Below are 18017 nucleotides of genomic sequence, written 5' to 3'. Positions count from 1 at the left end.
AACAGCTCGTCTGTAAGCTCTCCTAGTTTGGTAATACATCACCCGCCCACCTATTACAGAGCAGCCTGGAATGCCCGATAAACGAGTCTTCTAGCCCTGCATGAAGCGGGAGACACCGCTACGCAATGGCCAAGGCAATCGATTACTCCAGGTACGATATGCTAGCGAGAGGATACAAAGGCCTGATCATGCTGGCCTGTAAACTCAGGGGAAGAGATATGTCCACATACGATAAATTTTGGGACATTTCATGAGACGCGTAGTGTTCAATCAAAAAGGTGGCGTCGGCAAATCCAGCATCGCTTGTAACCTCGCGGCCATCAGTGCCTTCGAAGGATACCGCACCTTACTGATAGATTTGGATGCCCAAGCCAATGCTACGCACTATTTGACTGGTCTCAGCGGAAAGGACGTTCCCGTTGGGATTGCCGATTTCTTCAAGCAGACTCTGTTCCCAGGGCCCGCATCAAAGAAAGCTCAAGCCAATATTCATGAAACATCCTTCGATAACCTGCATTTGATCGCTGCATCGTCGGAGCTGGGTGAGCTGCAATCCAAGCTGGAGACCCGCTACAAAATTCAGAAACTCAGCAAGCTTCTCGACCGGCTCGACGAAGACTATGAGCGGATCTATATGGATACTCCGCCGGGTCTGAATTTTTACAGTGTTTCGGCACTGATTGCCGCTGACCGCTGTTTGATCCCTTTCGATTGCGACAGCTTTTCTCGCCAAGCGATTTACGGTGTGCTGAGAGAAATCGAGGAGATCAAAAGCGATCATAACGAGAGGTTGGAGGTTGAAGGTATTGTCGTTAACCAATTCCAAACTCGTAACGCACTGCCGCAACGACTGCTCGACGAGTTGATTGCCGAGAGCATGCCGGTGCTGCCAGCGTACCTGATGAGTTCGGTGAAGATGCGTGAGTCACATCAAGCCAGCAGGCCGCTGATCTATCTGGAACCGCAACACAAGCTAACCCGGCAATTCGCGGCGCTGTTCAGCTTGCTTGAAAGCCAGTCCTAAACGGGGCGGCTTCCCGTCGACTAAGCTTACTGGTTCAACAGACTGAGATTGGGGGAGAAAGTCATGGCTGACAAATTTCGAGTGCTGTTCGTTTGCGCAAAAAATGACGTTCGTTCACTCATGGCAGAAGCACTTCTTCGACATACTGACTCGGTGCACTTCGAAGCCTTTAGCGCTGGCCTTGCGGCCAATGGGATCGACCCACGCACTTTGGAGTCTCTCGATCATATCGGCGTAGACCACACGGGGCTGCGTAGTAAGGCAATCGAAGAGCTTGAGGGGAAGCAGTTCGACTACGTAATCACTCTGTGTGATAAATCGTCCGAGGAGGCAACTCGGATGCCATCTTCCGGCGAGGTGATAGCGTGGAGCTTTGAAGATCCGACGATCAGTGAGAGGCATGAGCCTTTTCGTCATGCTCTCCAGGAAATTCACGACCGGATCAAAATGTTCATCACCGTCAAAACCAGACAGTGAAGCTAAATCTATCCAAACTTTCCTGGGAGCGTCTGGACTGCTGCTTTTGGCCGATTTTTGCTTGTCGCGAAGGACGGCAACCGACCAATTCTGTTGAAAAAGTCGGTCCTTCCAGACTGCCCGAATACCGACCGCTGAAAACGCCTTTTTTGCGCGCCGCTACGCAAAATCTGAGCCCGGAATTCCTTTGCTCGAAGTAAAGATTTTAATCTCAAGCGCGTACTTTTCTGCCGTGGAAACCATGGCCGACTTTTTCAACAAAATCGACCCATAGCGGTCATCCAGAACAAGTGGCTATCCCTGTGCTTTCTTCAGCCCTTTCAAGGTATGCGTCCGGGCATCACATCTTGCGTGATTAAACCAGCTGCCACTTATGCGGAAGCAACTGCAAGATTTCACTCGCCCGCTGCGTTGGCAGGTGAGCAATCGTACCGGTAAGGCACGAGTGCAGGATCGCACTTTCATCTACACCGCAGTCACGCGTGCGCAGGTTCAGGTGATTCTGGTGGAAGATGTAGAGGCTGTAAGAAAAGCAATCGCCCTTCCACCTCACGCCTCTAGTAGACAGGTCTTGCTGGCTGAGATGATCGAAGGTTAGAGAACTTCAGGCTAACTACAAATAATCGTTAGCTTTGAATTTCATTCTTCTTGAGCTGAAGCAACTTGGTGTTGAATCGAGTCGAGATATTGATATTTCAGTTGGTCGGCTAACGGGCCAAGTATCGGGTTTGCCTTAAAGCTCGCCAGCAGCGTATCTATAATTGCTGTGACCTTCTCGGTGGCTGCGTCGACGCTTGAAGGGACAGTTGGGTCAAAGTTAATAGCTTCAAGCTCCTCATCAAGTCGTTTCAATATCGGCTCCGCCTCCTGCATTTGAGCGCGAACTACATCCAGCGTTGAGTGCATAGCTAAGATCCTTGGGGGGCAATATTGTCGGGATTCTATTTGAGCTGGAGTGATTTTGATCATTGATCAGGACTCGATGCTAAAGAGGCAAGCATCCGCTTTAAAGCTGAAACCTGATTGTAAGCCACAGTCAGCACGCTTTGTAGTAGGCAAGATTACCGTGTTGGCGACACAGTGAGTCCTGGGCGTGCTCATTTCGTAAGCTTGATTGACTCTTAAGAGGTGCAGCCGGCTGGCAAGCAATCATGATCCCTGAGAGGTGCATGGTGCAGCTTTCGGCCTCTGCTAATCTCAGCGCATAGTCTCTCAATGGAGCCTCACTGAATGTCATTTGTAGATAGGTTCGTGGCAGAAATTTTGACCCTTCAGGTCGCCGTGTATCACGCGCTCGCTCGCTTGGAATCCAGAACCGACGATGAAGCGTTGCACGATCTAAGGATTGCCATCAGACGTATCAGAAGTTTGTTGAGGCCGTTTCGGTCAATGAATGAAGTCACAGCGTTGAGCGATGCAGCGACTGAGGTCGGAAGGCTGACGACACCGACCCGCGATTTGGAGGTGATGATTCAGGAACTCGAAGAAAGAGGCTTTCCAAGGCAAGCGCAATCCAGGCAGTCTCGCTTAGTTTCAAGCTACTCCAGAATTGTTAATGGCTCGACAATCAAGACGCTGATGATTCAACTGGATGATTGGCCGACTAATTTTCGTATGGCTGAAATCAATGGCGATTTGAACCATGCTCGGCAAAAAATTAAGAAAACGTTTCAAAAACAGATTGATAGGCTACATACAGCCGTGGATGACACTCAATTTGACCGTCACGAATTGAGAATACTTGTCAAGCGAACCCGTTATCTGACCGAAGCGTTTCCCGAGCTATCGCCCTTTTCGAGACATACAGCTAAATCGCTGAAGGAGCTGCAATCAGCATTGGGTTCTTGGCATGATCATTATCAATGGTGTCAAAAAGCGCAGGTCGAAACCGACTTGCAGCCGCTGGTGCGGGCCTGGTTGTCTTCTGCGGCAACCGCCCTTGAAAAAGCAGAAACTCAATTGGTAGACCTGACACATTCGCTGCCAAATTTTTCAGGCAAAAAAAGCTGCCTAAAGTGGCAGCAGAAAAAAAGAACAAGCGAGGAGCAACGTAAATATTGATGTGCAATAGTTGCAATATGATGACGATATGTTGGAAGTCATCTTTTGAAAGGCGGGCCTGCTAAAGGTCGGTGGATAGTGATAGGCAATGTATGTGGCGCATTTATACGTTGTTTCAGCCTTTCAACGAAGGCTTCGGCCTCCGCATACTTACGAAATCTGACGCGACAAGCGCCGATGACGACAATACCTTCAGAGTATTTGTCCGCTTCTTCGATACTGATCAGCACGATTAAACTCCTATGATTAAGGGGTGGGTCATTGCCAATGCACAGCCTACAAAGCCAGTAAATCGCTTCACAGCACCGTCATTTGCATTGTTCGTTCGTTCGTTCGTTCGTTGTCATCTCACTGATTCTTCAATGATTCGATACCATTCCTAATGCATTCGGCGTTCAGGTCGAGCGTGGCGATGGCTCCAAGGACATGACTGGAAACTCCAGTGGAACCTCTCTGATCTATCCACATTCCTATCGACTCAATGGCGTCGGCCAGCGCGAGCTGGTTTTCATGGAGCTTTTCGAGCACGTCATGAAGTTGAGAGTCAGCTGACATGGCAAAATTTCCTTGAGGTAAAAAGAAAAGGTTAGCTGCCTGGGGGCATGCGCGCCTGCTTGGCCAACAACCGCAGACCAGTCACCGTTGCCTTTTGTACAAGGAGCATGCCCAGCGGGCGCTGCCTGCCGCCAGCAATCTAGACCCGGCGTGAGGCCATCGCCAGATAGAGTCCACTGTGAAGTCTATCGCGCAATTCGCTTGCCCACTTGAAGAGGTTCTCTTCGCTCTCTCGCCACGACATTCCGTCCACCCACCGCGGCAGTGTATGTAAAAGAATAAAAACTGACGCGCCGTTTCTAACCAATCCTAAGCTTCATCGTTTTGACTCTACTACTTAGCTATTGGATGAGCCTGATGGTAACTATTCAATACAAAGAGTTTTCTGTAAGTCAGACGGTTGAAGCGGCAACTACCTTGAAAGGCGGTGTAGCTATTCGTCGATGCGGGATGGGGCTTTGATTCTCGCAAAACGAGATCGCAGCAGCCTAGTAGATGATCGTCTAGATTTTACGGCCAGACGAGCCTCCACCGTATAGGGAGAGGCTCGTCAATAGGAGCGTTACTTGTTTAGATGAACTTTCACATCGCTGGCCCATGTGCCTACGGCTCTTACAGCCCTTAACAGCTGTAATTCAGTACAGCCAATGGATTTGCACCAGTTACGCACTTCGTTCGGATCATTTACATCAATGCGCCTAGTATCTAATGGGCTTGTAATGTTTTTGTTGTCGGACATATGTTTCTCCTAAAAAATGGTAGATGCGTGATGCAACGAATCGAGTATGGGGTGCCAGCTTTACAATTCAGTGATGCAAAAAATGTTACTATCAATAGTGACTAACAAGTTAATATTATTTGTAACTAAATAGCGCCTATATCGAGATCTTAGTCAAAAACCGTCTTCGGATCAAAAAATAGGGGGGAATTCCAACAAAATCTAGAGCAGCAATACCCTGGGGCGCTGCCCCAGACCCTGCTCTACGCCGCCCGAGGGGCTTGGGAAGCGGTCAGGCAGAGCCTAACCACTTCCATATCCAAGGCTGATCGCTTCGCTCGTTAGTGTGTTGTTAATAAATAGAACGGTTTCTACCCGTGCTTCGCACAGGCAGACACTCCGTGATTTTTTTGACAATACTGTAGTGGTCTAAGAAATGACCATCAAAATCAAATCGAGAAGCCAACGCACAAGGTGTCACTACGGTTCGGCCTAGCTACGCCCTGTTGCACAATCTCTTGGGTACTTAGGATCAACGCCAGTCGCTTTGATCGTGAGATGCCGGTGTACAGCATGCTTCGGTCCACAAACTCACTTTGTAAGCGCTCCGGGCATCCCGTCTTGCGTAATTAAACCGGCTGCCACTTATGCGGAAGCAACGTAAGCAACGTAAGCAACGTAAGCAACGTAAGCGAACGGGCGTTACAGGTTGCGTAACGGCATCCAACTATGCGGCAACAGTTCAGCGATCTCGCTCGCCCGTTGCGTTGGCAGCCGCTGGAGTACGTCCTTCAAATAGGCGTACGGATCATGTCCGTTGAGCTTGGCCGATTGGATCAGACTCATCAACGCCGCCGCACGTTGACCGCTGCGCAACGATCCTGCGTAGAACCAATTCTTGCGTCCTAGAGCCCACGGCCTGATCTGTTGCTCGATGTGATTGTTATCAATAGGCACCGCACCGTCATCGAGATAGCGTGACAATGCCATCCAGCGTTTCAGGCTGTAATCCAAGGCCTTGGCTATAGCCACTCCGTCGTGCACGCGCTCGCGCTGGGCGATCATCCAGGTATGCAACGTATCCATCGCTGGTGCGGCTTTTTCTTGCCGTATTCGGCGGCGTAAATCCGGCTCCAGGTCGCGAACCTCTCGCTCTATTTCGTAGAGCACCTGGATGTAGCGCAGAGCCTGTTCAGCCAGCTGGCTTTTGTTGGTGGCGTGCAGCTCAAAAAACTTGCGTCGGGCATGAGCCATGCAGCCGATTTCGGTCACCCCGAGTGAAAAACTGGCTTTATAACCTCCAAAGTCGTCGCATACCAGCTTGCCCTTCCAGCCCTGCAAGAAGCGGCGAGCGTGTTCGCCCGCACGGCTTGGGGTGAAGTCGTAAACCACCGCCTTGATATCGGCAAACGCGCTGGTGGAGTAGGCCCAGACATAGGCGCGATGGGTTTTCTTCGCGCCCGGCATGAGCACCTGCACCGGGGTTTCGTCCGCGTGTACCACATTGTGACCGAGTACCACCTCACGCAAGGCATCGACCAGCGGTTGCAGCTGCACACCGCAGGTGCCGACCCATTGCGCCAGAGTTGAGCGGGGAATGGCCAAGCCGGCCCGGCCAAAGATCTGTTCCTGGCGATACAGTGGCAAATGATCACCGTACTTGGCGATCATTACTTGCGCAAGCAGACCGGCCGTGGGGATACCTTTGTCAATGATCTGTGCCGGTACCGGAGGCTGGATCAGCGTTTCGCAGTCATCGCAGACCCACTTGCCACGGATATGACGTTCGACGGTGAATACGCCCGGCGTGTAGTCGAGTTTTTCGCTGACATGCTCGCCGATGCGTTTGAGGGCGCAGCCGCAGGTGCACTGCGTGTTATCCGGTTCGTGGTGGATCAGAGTACGCGGGAACAGCGGTGGTAACGCGGTACGCTTAGGCTTCTGCTTGCTCTCGGTCGACACGGGCGTGGCTTGCAGCGCCTCCAGCTCGGCCTCAATGGCCGCGATAATCCTGTGTACCAAACGCCCGTTGCCCAAACTTTCAACTCACTATGTTGACCTTATGGCAATGCTCGCACTCGATATCGAACCGTTGCCTGTCGTTATCGGGTACGAAGTACATCGGTAACCCGCAGTATGCGCAAGGCCATTGCGTCGAACTCATCGCTGCCGATGTCAACAAATCGCAGTCGGGCGTCCTTGGCGCGTTGGTTCAGAAACTTGATTTCCCGAGCGCATAGCGGGCATTCCCCGTCAAAGTAAAGCGTGAGTGGCCACTGCTCTTTCTTGTGCATGACGGATCTTCTTGTATAGGTTGTGTATAAGATAGGCCGAAAAAAACCGACTGACAATGGCCGTCATGTTGGCGCTGATTGAAAACTGACCGACCCTGCCGATTGAAAATTGACCCAGCGCGGATTGCTAATTCATGCATCAGAAATTGTGGATCAGCTTAGCAGCCGTGTCCCGGAGGAGCCTGGCTCTAGGCCCGAGTATCACATCTGGACGGAGCAGGACGTAGCGTGGCTGGATGGGGGAAGGTCGCCCAGAGCACTCACAATGGCAGCCTGATCGATAACAGAAACGTTTCTTGTCCATATCAAGCTGCCTATGCGGACGCCATCGCCCCCGAATGCGAGTTCGAATGTTGTGTTGACTGGACGCTTACGCTCGAATCTCAGGCTTGGCGCTTAGATCAGCGGACACTCAATGATCATGGAGATGTGAGTGGATCGTCAGGGCACCCGGTACCTTAGTGCGCTCAAGCCCCCCATCGTCCAGCCACCGGAGGGTCTGCTCGTAAGCGCGCTGCAACAAAGACTCCGTCTGGGCAAAGTTGAACACCGAGACATCCACGGGACACAAAGGCGGGACGATATGTAGGCTGGTGAGGGTGCGGAAGTGTTCGATGTCGCTCACCAACTGGCGCATGGTCATCAGATTAACGGTATGCAGGGCTAAAGCGATCAAGCCTCGGGGCGGTTGCGGTAGGGCGCAGCTCACTCCGGTGGGTACCACCACGACGTTGGTGGCCCCTAGGGCTACGGCACTTGAAATTGGTGTATTGCTTGCCACTCCACCGTCAATCAGGAACTGATCGGCAATTTGTACGCAGGGGAACACCAGCGGGATGGCAGCGCTGGCCAGCAAAGCCTGCCCGAGTTCGCCTTTGGACAGAACTGTCTCGGCACCGCTGAGGAGGTCAGTGGTGACGATGTGGAGGGGCAACGCCGCATCCTCAATGCGGCGAATGGGTAGCGCCTGCCTCAGCAGTCGGTTCAAGGCCGCCGGCTGCAACAGAAAGCCGCGCCGTTTGATCAGTCCTCTACAGGTATCGAGCCAGGACAGGGGAAATATGTCCGTTTTACTCAGGCCGCGCCAGAAATCGGCGAGCGCCTCGACGCCCTCGACATCGGGCCTTGCGGCAAAGTAGGAACCGTTGATGGCGCCCACCGAAGCGCCCACCACCATGTCAAATCGAACATTGGCCTCAATCAAAGCCCGCAACATGCCCACCTGGACAGCACCCAAGCTGCCACCGCCAGCAAATACAATTGCAGTTTTGGTTGCCATGCTTGAAGTTTCTTTGCAGCAATGGGTCAAATCAGTATAGCGGACGGATCAGGGTTGTTTTTCGTGGGGCTTCAGACTAAAAGCGATTGCCCAAGTTTTATTCAATCCAATGGATAGCGGTTGCCTTTCCCTTTTTGTCAGGAGGAAATGGTGGCCTGTATTTCATGGGGCTCGTTAAGCGTTGATACTTCGATCGGATTACGGGATCGTCAAAAAGGCTCATATGGTGACCAATGCAAGGTCAATCACCACCGGGGTGGCGCTTAGCTTGAGCAGTGATCGCGGTAGAGAGTCTTTAAGGCTGCTTGTGAATGTCACCGTGATCATCAGTGCCCAGTGACCTAACCTCTGCTTCGACGCCAATTCTATCTATTTCACCGTCAGCGTTTTCCACGATGATCGTCAACAGCACGGTATCGCCTTTCCTAATTTGTGCCTTTAGCTCAAGTAGCATCACATGGTAGCCATGTGGTTCGAAGCTAACCGATTTTCCAGCTGGCAGTGCAACGTACTCAACTTGATGCATGCTCATCACATCGTCTTTCATGCTTGACTGATGAATTTGTACAGTCGGCGCAACTGCTGATTGTACGCTCAACAGCTTGCTATCTTTGCTCGCTTTTAGCGTCATGAATGCGCCGGATGACTGCTGCCCCGCGACCGTTGCGCGGACCCAAGCATTCTTTACTTGAATTTCGGCCGATACCTGCCAGGCCAAGACCGTCAATGAAAAACCGAAGAGCAGCCGTATCACATTTTTCAAAAATGGAATATTTGTAATTTTTATTGGCATCAACAGATCTCCATAACGGTGAGCAGATCTTCTGCAAATTCTTGAGCAGTAAGAGACGCCGATAGCCCCAATCGTAAGCTGCCTCTGGAGTCGAAAACAAAACTGGTCGCGGTGTGGGAGAGGGTGTAGCTCGTTCCACTGGGGATTTTTTCAAAAAAAACACCGAACTCCTTCGCAACTGCGGCGGTTTCCTCCAAGTTGCCGTGCAACGCCTCGAAACTCGGATCAAACGACTTGACGTAAGCGTCTAGCATTTTTGGCTTGTCGCGTTCGGGGTCCAAAGTTATGAAGATCACTTGCAGCCTATCGCCATCGCGACCCATCAGTTTTTTGGCCTGTGCCGCACGAGCTAACGTTGTCGGACAGACCGCGGGGCACTGGGTGAAACCGAAGAAAATCATCGGCATCAAGCCGCGATAGCTGGTCAGCAGCCTCGTCTCACCCTGGGCGTCTGTTAGTTTGAAGGTTCGTCCCATAATCTTGTCGCTGAGGTCCGTTCCGTGCTTGTAGGACAGCTTGCTGCTGTATTCGCAACCGGCAAGCATGCCAAGGCTTAACACGCTCATACCACGTAAGATCGTGCGACGACTTAACAACGTGTTCATGAATGCTTCCTGTGCAGCTCCTTGATTCACACAGCGGCTGGTGGATCAGACGAACTGGAGTGTTAAAATTAACTGTTAGATTCGGGCGCTCATGTGTGCCGACGCGGCAAGCATATGTGCTGGAAGATCCGTTAAAAAATGTAGCTAGACAACGAACCTCGCAGGTGAAGGCTATCCAATCGCCGGACCCAAGTTTGTGTTGTTGAATCGCTGCGTAACGACCATTTGATGGGCACTGAGATAACCCGCCTTAGAAAATACTTGACTCATTGTTGGCGCAGGGCTTTTTTCGGTACAGCGTCAGATCTCTAAAAAATATGCGGATCAGACAGAAGGAGATGCAAGTTCCGACGCGATAAGGCAAGAAAAACCCGCGTGGAAGCGCGGGCTAAATAAATGCAGAAGGAGCGAGATTAACGAAAGTTATTTGCTGTGAAGAATCTGATTGCAGAGTAAGGCCACATACTTTAGGTGCCTTAGGTTCTTACGGCTTCTAGAGTGGATAGAGCTATTGGGCATTCAGATAGTTGCCAACGGCCGAACCTCATAGCAGTTACCAAGTTTTTACTTTGCTGCTTTTTCGATCAGGTTGGCGACAGCCTTCGGATTGGACACCATGACAACGTGTGAGCCACCCTTAACGACAACTGTTTGTTTGGAGTGTGCGCGCTCAGCCATGAAAGCCAGGGCCTGAGGTGGGATGTTCTTGTCTTTGTCGCCGTAAACAAACCATGACGGAATGGTCTTCCAAGCCGGCTCGGTAGCCGCCTCGTTCAAAGCGGCAACGGTAACGGGACGCTGACCGGCAGCCATCAGGCGAGCGTCAGCCTCGGATACATCGGCGGCAAACTGGTCGTGAAATTTGCCCTGATCGATGTATAGATCCTTGCCGCCATCTGCCAGGTCGACAGGGGGAGCTAAGGCACCGCCCAGTGTGCCGCCTGGGAAACGGCCCGACAATTCCGCTGCCGTTTCGCCAGCTTCTGGCGCAAATGCAGCGACGAAAACCAAGCTCTTCACATTTTGGTTGCCATAAGCAGCTTCGCTAATGACAGGCCCGCCGTAAGAGTGCCCAACCAGCACAACGGGCGTCTTGATGCTTTTGACGATGCTCGCAACGGACTGGGCGTCACTTGTTACGCCGCGCAATGGGTTTGCCGCTGCGATTACTGTATAGCCATCTTTTTGCAGAATATTCATCACGCCATTCCAACTCGACGAGTCAGCAAAAGCGCCGTGCACTAGAACTACGGTTGGCTTGACGTCAGCAGCGTACGCGAGGCTGGCGGTAGCGAAGGCAGTTGCGAGTGCTAAACCCGAGAAAATCTTTTTCATTTGAATGTCTACCAGTAAGGGAGGGGCAAAATATGTTTTGCGCGCTAACAAATCGCCGCGGTACAAATCGTGCTGCAAGTATATTTTTTTGTCAATAGCTTGCGATTGAGTCGTGCACGTAATATTTTGTCTCCATACGTAGGAGGGGGAGATGCAGGTGTCTGAATCAGAAATTCGTGGCGATGGTTTCGCGCCACTGAATGAGTTTTTGTGCTTTACGATTTACTCAACAGGCCATGCGCTGACGCAGTTTTATCGGCCGATTCTGGAGGCCATAGGTCTCACGTATCCGCAGTATTTGCTGATGGTGGCCCTGTGGGCAAAGGATGATCAGATCATCAAGGATCTGGGCAGCAAATTGTTCCTTGAGTCGAGCACCCTGACCCCGTTGGTAAAGCGTCTGGAAAGCGCGGGTTTCATAACCCGTTGCCGGGACCCGAAAGACGAGCGCCAGGTGCGGGTTAAGCTCACCGACAAGGGAAGGGCGTTGAAGTCTGAAGCACTAAAAGTCCCGGGCTGCATCCAGTCGGCAGTGGGAATGAACATAGAAAAAGTCATGGAGATTCAGGCTGCGGTTGCAGGTATCCGTGATCGATTAATTGAGGGACGATAGCCTCATTCTCCAATCGCAATGCAGTGATCCATTAAATCTAGTGATCTTCGGTGTTAATCCCGCGGCGCTTTTCGTGGTGACTTCAAGGGGCAACGCTCAGATAAGACGGACGCGCAAATGGCCTTCGAGTTCTTAGATGTGCTTAGACACTGTAACCTTGGGTCAGTTTTCAGTCGGCAGAACAGCCTCTACTGGGTCAGTTTTCGGTCAGCGGCAACAGTCAGGATTGCAAGTGAAAAAAAGCCCGCGGGCGGCGGGCTCAATGGCGACCACTGCAATATTTAGGGAGAGGTGGCATGCAGTCGTCTCCCTCTAACGTCCACCTGTTGACCGATGGCAAACTCTTCACGCGGCGAACGGACCACTCGTTCTTCACCGGTGTTGCTACGGACTGTGTAGGCACGCTCCTCTAGGCCAGTAGCCTTTTGCACTTCCCGTCCACCTAAAAGTCCAAGCCCAGCTCCTATTAGTGCGCCCAAGGGACCGCCTGCGGCTCCGCCAATTAATACGCCAGTACCTGCTCCAAATGCCGCGCCAGCTGTGGTGTCGTCAGCTTGCGAAAGCACCTCGTCAGCGCTCGCGGACGTGGCGTGTAATAGGGAAAGTCCAATGGTAAGGGTAACTACATAAAAGCGTTTCATGCTGCCTCCGATTGGCAAGCACAGCTGTACCCGCCATGTTGATAACCATCAGCGGCCTTATCAAAGCTCCGCCTATCGCTAGCCTTCTGAGTATCTTTGTCTTTTCGAGCGAGCCTCCAACCCTCATCAGAGGTCTAACTCTGAAAGGCTCGGATGGTCGTCGGGTCGACGGCCTAGCGGCCAACGAAACTTTCTTTCTGACTCTTTGATGGGCATGTCATTAATGCAGGCAAAACGATGAGCCATCAAACCGTTTTCTGCGAATTCCCAGTTTTCATTTCCGTACGAGCGGTACCAGTTCCCTGAATCGTCGTGCCACTCATAGGCGTATCGGACAGCAATACGATTTTCGGTGAACGCCCATAGCTCTTTGATCAGTCGATAATCCAATTCCTTGTTCCATTTTCGTGTCAGGAAAGCTTGGGCTTCGGCCCGGTTGACCGCGAAATCGACTCGATTGCGCCATCTGGTGTTGGTGGTATAGGCCAAGGCAACTTTTTCTGCGTCTCGGCTATTCCATCCATCTTCAGCCAGACGAACTTTAAGGATTGCAGACTCACGATCAAAAGGCGGTAGCGGGGGACGGGTCTCAGATTCAGCCATGATGACTTCTCCAAATTGAAGGTACATCGGGAATAAAGATTTTTTGGTTCGTTGTGATTTTTTTCAGAGTTTCGCAATGTTTGTTCAAGTCTAGCAATTGCGTATCTGACCGTCGCAATCACGCCGCCTGGGCGCGCTCCGTCGATGTTAAGTTGGCCGCATGCAGTAGTCCAAGAACCAGAGGAACTAACGATACTTTTGTTATGTAAGATAGGTCTAATGTAAACTAGGCTAGATGCTTTAAAACATACGGAAACATGCTAGAGGCTTAATTTCAATCGTCAACAAATACAACAATGACTGGGTTTGATGCCTGATTGATGAAGAAAATTTTTACGCTGCTTACTACTTTGAAACGAGGAGGCCAAGAGTTGCACCTTTTTCACAGTGGTGATCGCTGATACGGGAGCGCTACCAACGTTCGCCAATTCCGTATCTGAGGTGGCACTCCAAGTCATTGATAGGTCGAGCGCAGGGATGTTCAACAGAAGGCCATCCATGTGTAGGCCGCCTTGGCGAACCATGGTCTTAGCGATCATAGAGAGGCGTAGAAATGGCGTCAGTTCGACTCAGCCCTGAAACCCATCGGAGACTGGATTTCCTGGCAGCGAGTACCGGTCGCCCGAAGGCGTATTTTCTACGGGAAATCGTTGTCCGTGGACTTCCGGAACTGGAGGAATACTACCTTTCCGTTGAAATCCTGAAGCGTGTGCGCAATGGGATGGAGCCAGTGCATTCGGCAGCGGACATCAGGAAAGATCTGGGGCTGGAAGACTAGGAGCGAGGCCCATCTCCTTTTATAGGGGATTATAGAGCGATTATAGAACAGGGGCCGGAGCCCTCCGTTGAGTCCACACGATTTCCATTTTGCTTTTATAGGACGACAGTGTCAGAGGCAGAAATGCCGGTTTTGTTGGGTTTCTTCCTACTGTTTGTCGTTTTCTTGGCCTTGGGCTTTTGTGACTGGATGAGTGCTTCCGGGGTGCTACCTGAGAGGTGTTGATGGCCATAGTGGGAAAAGCAGAAGAGCATCGCTACGCCCATCCCTCAAGCCGCCTCTGGGCCATGCAGGGGGGCGGTAGAAGGCGCTGGGCGAGATCTGCGATTTCTTGCTTGTGAATCTGCTTTTCTTTTGAGCTTCATTGAATGCTGAAATGGCCTTGCCATGCCTGGGGTCTGATCAGCATGTGGAACGCCGAGAGCAGCCAACACACCGGTAATTGATCCGAGGGCGTGACCGAACGTGAACATCGATGTAACGCCCTGTCCTGGACGAGCTGTGACGCACTCACAAATGGCGAACTCTGGGTTGTGTCGCTGTTATGAGGGGCGCGAGATGAACGCTGTTGATGCGACTTTGAGACGCTTCGATATCTACTATTTCGAGCAGCCGTCCGTTTTCCAAAAACGCCAATTCGCCGCTTAGTCCTGGGTCTATCCCTAAAATTACCATAACATCTCCCTGTTGAAACTCATTATAGCGTTTTGTCTTGAGGGCGGCGACTGTTTACCTGGCTGACAATTGATGGGTGATGAGGAACCTTTTTCGGGTCAATTTTCGGGCCGAAATTTCACATCGGGAATTGGCTGGAGGCCACGTCTTTAGCGGGTTTCAGCTTCCAAAAAGTTGTACCGGATCTCTTTAGAAAAGATTTTGATTTTTCGGGAAGAAATTGGCGAGGAAAAAGCAGTCCAGGCTAGCGCCTGAATTTGTCCAGCGGGGTGGCTGTTGTTAGAGAGGGGGGGGGGGGGTACGGAAGATTAGAAAGAGGTGTGTTCTATAAAATAAAAATGGTGCGGGGTGCGGGACTTGAACCCGCATGCCGTGAGGCGGCGGATTTTAAGTCCGCTACGTATACCAATTTCGCCAACCCCGCATGCCTTGCGGCAGAGACGGATCATACTGATTTAAAAGGGGATTGTCACTCCCAATCGTAAGCACAACCACCCGCTGGCCACTTTAGCGCTGAAAGCGCTGTAAGCCTCGTCCTACGTGGCTTGCAGGGAATCAAGTCATCCCTTAAGAAAAAATAACTTCTTTTATAGGTAAAATAACTAACATTGCTTGATAATTACGAAAAAGGACGTTATACTATGAAAGCCGAAGTAAAATTGATATAAAAAGGATAATCCATGAACGTTCTAACCCTATCGACGCAGATCGATAGACACGAAAATTTCTCTATTGTAACCATGCCCACCCTGTCGGATCTGAAAGAGCGCGCTCTTGATCTGGCCTTCCAGGGCGTACCATTTGCAATTCATTCTCAAAATACAGATCTAGCTATCTTTGCGATGGAGCGTGACTTCCCGCTCATAGATGCATCGATGAAGTTTGTCCCTGTCGATAATCGTATCGCCACCATCAAAACGCTGATAGAGTCCTGCGACTCGACCGAACAAGCTACAGAAATATCCTTCAGAGTGAATCGGGCTCTCAATGGCCTTGCTCATAAATTTAGCAGTGATACATTACGCTGTATTATAAGTGCAGCAAACATCTCTGATTCCATTAAGGAGATCCTGCTCGTTTCGTACGATCAATTTCGTGCAAGATTCGTAGCCCAAGTGAAAGCAATGATTCGCCCAGCAAAAGTTTTTTCTAACGATTACAGCGACATTGGATTGAACTGGTCCTTTGCGCTTGTCGCTGGGATGGGTTTCGGTAAAAGTTTCACGATGGATAAGCTCTATAAGGAAGCCGAGCTAGCCGGAATGTATCCTGTCCAGACCGTCCCAAACGTTGCAATTTTGGATAAGCATCTCGGAAAAGTCGATCATTACAGATCTATTGTTGAAAGTAATGGAAAGCCAAGAACGGCACTCCGCACTACGCATAACTCAGCTCTTCGCCCTCAATTCAAAGAAACTATGGAAAAGTGTGAAATTTTTCAAATTGATGAAATGGTGCGGCTCAGCGAGCAGATCAATGGCTCTGCGTTCTACGAAGGAACGATGGCAGATAAAAAGAAGGGCTGGTCCTTTCTATTCAATCAAATTCGAAATGCAAAAGCGGTGCATATTGCTGATGCATTTATGCCTCAATATATAATTGATATCATCAAGACTGAAAGCGGTAAAAACATCAGTTGTTACGATCCTGGAGTCAATAATTATTCTCAGATCGAAGTGACTCTTGGAAGAACGGATAATGAAATGCTCGATTTGATTGAAAATCTCTTCAAGACTCATGGAGTCAAAACGGGCTACATGTTTGACGGATCAATCGAAAAGGGGCGTGGTCTTGAACTTGAATTTCAAAAGCGCGGCCTCCGTGCTAAGTATGTGCATGCCGATGACAGGAATCGTAATGAAAGCGGTGTGCTAGATATTTCAAGAAATCCAGATGAAGCATTGAAAAATCTGGATGTAGTTATTTGCTCTCCATTCATAGGTCCGGGTTGGGGGACATGTCTTCCAGAATTTACCAACGTTGTAATTGATTCTAAGGGTACTGTCAGCCCTTCGACAATTCTTCAAAATATTAAGCGTTTTCGTTGTGTTATAACTGTGTCAATCGCCTTTGCTCGAAAATACAATCGCTCGCTTCCGATTGACATAAATTCTATCGCATTCAAAATGGCGTCAAAAGAAATTATTGATCGGGCATTCGAACACGATGAAATATACGCAAAAGCTCAAGAGTTTATATCAGATAGCCTAGGTCATTCAATTTGCAACATTATATCTAAAGAAAACTGGTCAAGAAATAACTATGAGCCATTTGTTGTAGATGCACTCAAGGTTCTTGGATTTAACGTAATATTTGCGTACACAGATCATGTTTCTGATAGAAATAGCGGTTTATTACGAAAAAAGAGTAACTCCGAGGTTTTGGACAAGAAAGAAGCGGTTTTCATGAATTCCACATACCTGTCAGATTTTGAGCTAAATGAGATAGATCAAAAGATCAAAACGACTGGGGTTTCAACGGGCCAAGCCTGGATGCTTGAAAAGTCTATTGCTTCGTACGTTATGGGTATTAACGGAGCATTTAGCGAGGAAAATGCAAAATTTGTTGTTCGTAAAAATGGCATCGAGTTGATATCCAGAATTAATTGCTTAATGAATACAGATTGCCAAACTTATCAAGACGAAGCCGTTGGAAGTCTGCTTAGAGATGTGCTTGGGTTTGCAAATAGTGGGGTCTTCACAAAGGTGTCATGCTCAAATTTCGTCGAGAATCTTAAGAGTGAAAAGATGAAGTGGGACGGGAAGCAGATATCCAAATTTACCCTCTTGACAAAAACTCTATTCGACGTTTCTGTGAGTTCGAAAAACGATTACATAACCGTCAAGAATCTTTTGGGATTGCTGGGATTCACTCTTTCTGTTTCGAAAGATGATGAAGATCAGTACACTATAAATTCAAAGCTGTACGCTACGGCTTGTATGTATGCAGAGAAACGCGTTGGGATTACTCAGCCAGTTGAAGCTGATCTTAGTGAGAGTGTGCTGAAAAAGCGTGAGCGCCGCATGAAAAAACTCATCAGTGAGGTCTGTCCTCCTGCTAAATTAAAACGTACCCGTTCGGTTAGCAAAGGCAAAAATGCGTCAATACCGGCCTGATTCAGCAGCACTAGCTCCAACCCCCTGGGATCGCCTCGGCATCCCTTCGGGCGGTTCTGAGCTGCTCACTCAGCTGCACCAGGGCTTCTCCATCAACACCATTCAAAGCCTCTCCCAGGTCATCCAAATCGACACAAAAACTCTCTGCCAAGCCATCTCCCTGAGCCCAACAACTTTGATCAGACGGTTCAGGGCAGGGCGCTTCAACACTTATGAAAGCGACTCCATTTTCCGCCTAGCCTCCATCATTCTTGCCGCCCTGGATCTTTTCGAAGGCAATAGTTTGTCAGCAAAAACCTGGCTTCAAAGCCCCGTGTATGGCCTGGGTGGTCGCAGGCCGTTAGACATGTTGAGCACTGAGGTCGAGGCGAAATTCGTTCTGAGGCTTGTTGGCCAGCTTGAAAATGGGGTGTTCCCGTAGGTTTTCGATTCTTGACGTAAGGGCGGTCA

General features: G+C 50.1%; 16 protein-coding genes, 1 tRNA gene and 2 pseudogenes. 7 read left to right on the top strand and 12 right to left on the bottom strand.

The window, feature by feature from the left end; genetic code table 11:
• The first annotated feature begins 250 nt into the window (after window positions 1–250).
• Window positions 251–1024, top strand: a complete 774-nt coding sequence (locus DJ564_RS17610; RefSeq protein WP_109631925.1) for a ParA family protein — start codon at window positions 251–253, stop codon at window positions 1022–1024.
• Window positions 1025–1087: 63 nt separating this feature from the next.
• On the top strand, window positions 1088–1501 hold the full coding sequence (locus tag DJ564_RS17605; protein ID WP_109631923.1) for an arsenate reductase ArsC: 414 nt from the start codon (window positions 1088–1090) through the stop codon (window positions 1499–1501).
• 639 nt (window positions 1502–2140) lie between these two features.
• Here the strand turns inward: DJ564_RS17605 and DJ564_RS17600 are convergent.
• Window positions 2141–2407, bottom strand: coding sequence for a hypothetical protein (locus DJ564_RS17600; RefSeq protein ID WP_109631921.1), 267 nt, complete (start codon window positions 2405–2407; stop codon window positions 2141–2143).
• A gap of 324 nt (window positions 2408–2731) precedes the next feature.
• On the opposite strand from DJ564_RS17600, the gene DJ564_RS17595 reads away from it, so the two are divergent.
• Window positions 2732–3562: a CHAD domain-containing protein gene (locus DJ564_RS17595; RefSeq protein WP_109631920.1), complete on the top strand. Its 831-nt coding sequence runs from the start codon at window positions 2732–2734 to the stop codon at window positions 3560–3562.
• Between the two features lie 38 nt (window positions 3563–3600).
• Here the strand turns inward: DJ564_RS17595 and DJ564_RS17590 are convergent, their stop codons facing one another.
• From DJ564_RS17590 to DJ564_RS17550, 9 genes and pseudogenes are all read right to left on the bottom strand, one after another.
• Window positions 3601–3792, bottom strand: a complete 192-nt coding sequence (locus tag DJ564_RS17590; protein WP_109631918.1) for a hypothetical protein — start codon at window positions 3790–3792, stop codon at window positions 3601–3603.
• A 118-nt stretch (window positions 3793–3910) separates the two neighbouring features.
• Complete coding sequence (locus DJ564_RS17585; protein ID WP_109631916.1) at window positions 3911–4117, bottom strand: hypothetical protein; 207 nt, start codon at window positions 4115–4117, stop codon at window positions 3911–3913.
• 562 nt (window positions 4118–4679) lie between these two features.
• A complete protein-coding gene (locus DJ564_RS17580) occupies window positions 4680–4856 on the bottom strand; it encodes a DUF3606 domain-containing protein (RefSeq protein WP_109631914.1) in 177 nt (58 codons plus the stop codon).
• Window positions 4857–5537: 681 nt separating this feature from the next.
• Window positions 5538–6842, bottom strand: a pseudogene (locus DJ564_RS17575) (IS66 family transposase); the annotation flags it as partial.
• A gap of 134 nt (window positions 6843–6976) precedes the next feature.
• Window positions 6977–7129: pseudogene (locus DJ564_RS17570) on the bottom strand (thiol-disulfide oxidoreductase DCC family protein); the annotation flags it as partial.
• 412 nt (window positions 7130–7541) lie between these two features.
• The gene (locus DJ564_RS17565) at window positions 7542–8408 is read right to left on the bottom strand and encodes a patatin-like phospholipase family protein (RefSeq protein WP_109631910.1); all 867 of its coding nucleotides are present in this window, start codon (window positions 8406–8408) and stop codon (window positions 7542–7544) included.
• Window positions 8409–8703: 295 nt separating this feature from the next.
• Window positions 8704–9201, bottom strand: coding sequence for a copper chaperone PCu(A)C (locus tag DJ564_RS17560; RefSeq protein WP_109631908.1), 498 nt, complete (start codon window positions 9199–9201; stop codon window positions 8704–8706).
• The gene (locus DJ564_RS17555) at window positions 9201–9806 is read right to left on the bottom strand and encodes an SCO family protein (protein ID WP_109631906.1); all 606 of its coding nucleotides are present in this window, start codon (window positions 9804–9806) and stop codon (window positions 9201–9203) included. Before DJ564_RS17555 ends, DJ564_RS17560 begins: the two co-directional genes overlap by 1 nt.
• A gap of 564 nt (window positions 9807–10370) precedes the next feature.
• The gene (locus tag DJ564_RS17550) at window positions 10371–11141 is read right to left on the bottom strand and encodes an alpha/beta fold hydrolase (protein WP_109631904.1); all 771 of its coding nucleotides are present in this window, start codon (window positions 11139–11141) and stop codon (window positions 10371–10373) included.
• A gap of 151 nt (window positions 11142–11292) precedes the next feature.
• On the opposite strand from DJ564_RS17550, the gene DJ564_RS17545 reads away from it, so the two are divergent.
• A complete protein-coding gene (locus tag DJ564_RS17545; protein WP_109631902.1) occupies window positions 11293–11754 on the top strand; it encodes a MarR family winged helix-turn-helix transcriptional regulator in 462 nt (153 codons plus the stop codon).
• Between the two features lie 767 nt (window positions 11755–12521).
• Here DJ564_RS17545 and DJ564_RS17535 read toward each other — a convergent pair.
• Entirely contained in the window at window positions 12522–12998 is a 477-nt protein-coding gene (locus tag DJ564_RS17535; protein ID WP_109636076.1) for a nuclear transport factor 2 family protein, read from the bottom strand.
• A 553-nt stretch (window positions 12999–13551) separates the two neighbouring features.
• On the opposite strand from DJ564_RS17535, the gene DJ564_RS17530 reads away from it, so the two are divergent.
• Window positions 13552–13776: a CopG family transcriptional regulator gene (locus tag DJ564_RS17530; RefSeq protein WP_109631900.1), complete on the top strand. Its 225-nt coding sequence runs from the start codon at window positions 13552–13554 to the stop codon at window positions 13774–13776.
• Window positions 13777–14790: 1014 nt separating this feature from the next.
• Here DJ564_RS17530 and DJ564_RS17525 read toward each other — a convergent pair.
• A tRNA-Leu gene (locus DJ564_RS17525) sits at window positions 14791–14875 on the bottom strand.
• A gap of 256 nt (window positions 14876–15131) precedes the next feature.
• Between DJ564_RS17525 and DJ564_RS17520 the strand changes: the two genes are divergently transcribed.
• Together DJ564_RS17520 and DJ564_RS17515 are read left to right on the top strand one after the other, a co-directional pair.
• Window positions 15132–17567: a hypothetical protein gene (locus tag DJ564_RS17520; protein ID WP_109631898.1), complete on the top strand. Its 2436-nt coding sequence runs from the start codon at window positions 15132–15134 to the stop codon at window positions 17565–17567.
• Complete coding sequence (locus tag DJ564_RS17515) at window positions 17548–17988, top strand: antitoxin Xre/MbcA/ParS toxin-binding domain-containing protein (protein WP_109631897.1); 441 nt, start codon at window positions 17548–17550, stop codon at window positions 17986–17988. Before DJ564_RS17520 ends, DJ564_RS17515 begins: the two co-directional genes overlap by 20 nt.
• The last annotated feature ends 29 nt before the right edge of the window (window positions 17989–18017 follow it).

The sequence above is a fragment of the Pseudomonas sp. 31-12 genome, assembly GCF_003151075.1.
Lineage (GTDB): Bacteria > Pseudomonadota > Gammaproteobacteria > Pseudomonadales > Pseudomonadaceae > Aquipseudomonas.
This window is presented reverse-complemented; position numbering and strand designations above follow the sequence as displayed.

Coding starts and splice junctions, on each gene's coding strand:
- DJ564_RS17610 (WP_109631925.1), top strand. CDS start 251: ATGAGACGCGTAGTGTTCAATCAAAAAGGTGGCGTCGGCAAATCCAGC.
- DJ564_RS17555 (WP_109631906.1), bottom strand. CDS start 9,806: ATGAACACGTTGTTAAGTCGTCGCACGATCTTACGTGGTATGAGCGTG.
- DJ564_RS17600 (WP_109631921.1), bottom strand. CDS start 2,407: ATGCACTCAACGCTGGATGTAGTTCGCGCTCAAATGCAGGAGGCGGAG.
- DJ564_RS17550 (WP_109631904.1), bottom strand. CDS start 11,141: ATGAAAAAGATTTTCTCGGGTTTAGCACTCGCAACTGCCTTCGCTACC.
- DJ564_RS17545 (WP_109631902.1), top strand. CDS start 11,293: ATGCAGGTGTCTGAATCAGAAATTCGTGGCGATGGTTTCGCGCCACTG.
- DJ564_RS17520 (WP_109631898.1), top strand. CDS start 15,132: ATGAACGTTCTAACCCTATCGACGCAGATCGATAGACACGAAAATTTC.
- DJ564_RS17595 (WP_109631920.1), top strand. CDS start 2,732: ATGTCATTTGTAGATAGGTTCGTGGCAGAAATTTTGACCCTTCAGGTC.
- DJ564_RS17515 (WP_109631897.1), top strand. CDS start 17,548: ATGCGTCAATACCGGCCTGATTCAGCAGCACTAGCTCCAACCCCCTGG.
- DJ564_RS17535 (WP_109636076.1), bottom strand. CDS start 12,998: ATGGCTGAATCTGAGACCCGTCCCCCGCTACCGCCTTTTGATCGTGAG.
- DJ564_RS17580 (WP_109631914.1), bottom strand. CDS start 4,856: ATGTCCGACAACAAAAACATTACAAGCCCATTAGATACTAGGCGCATT.
- DJ564_RS17530 (WP_109631900.1), top strand. CDS start 13,552: ATGGCGTCAGTTCGACTCAGCCCTGAAACCCATCGGAGACTGGATTTC.
- DJ564_RS17565 (WP_109631910.1), bottom strand. CDS start 8,408: ATGGCAACCAAAACTGCAATTGTATTTGCTGGCGGTGGCAGCTTGGGT.
- DJ564_RS17560 (WP_109631908.1), bottom strand. CDS start 9,201: ATGCCAATAAAAATTACAAATATTCCATTTTTGAAAAATGTGATACGG.
- DJ564_RS17585 (WP_109631916.1), bottom strand. CDS start 4,117: ATGTCAGCTGACTCTCAACTTCATGACGTGCTCGAAAAGCTCCATGAA.
- DJ564_RS17605 (WP_109631923.1), top strand. CDS start 1,088: ATGGCTGACAAATTTCGAGTGCTGTTCGTTTGCGCAAAAAATGACGTT.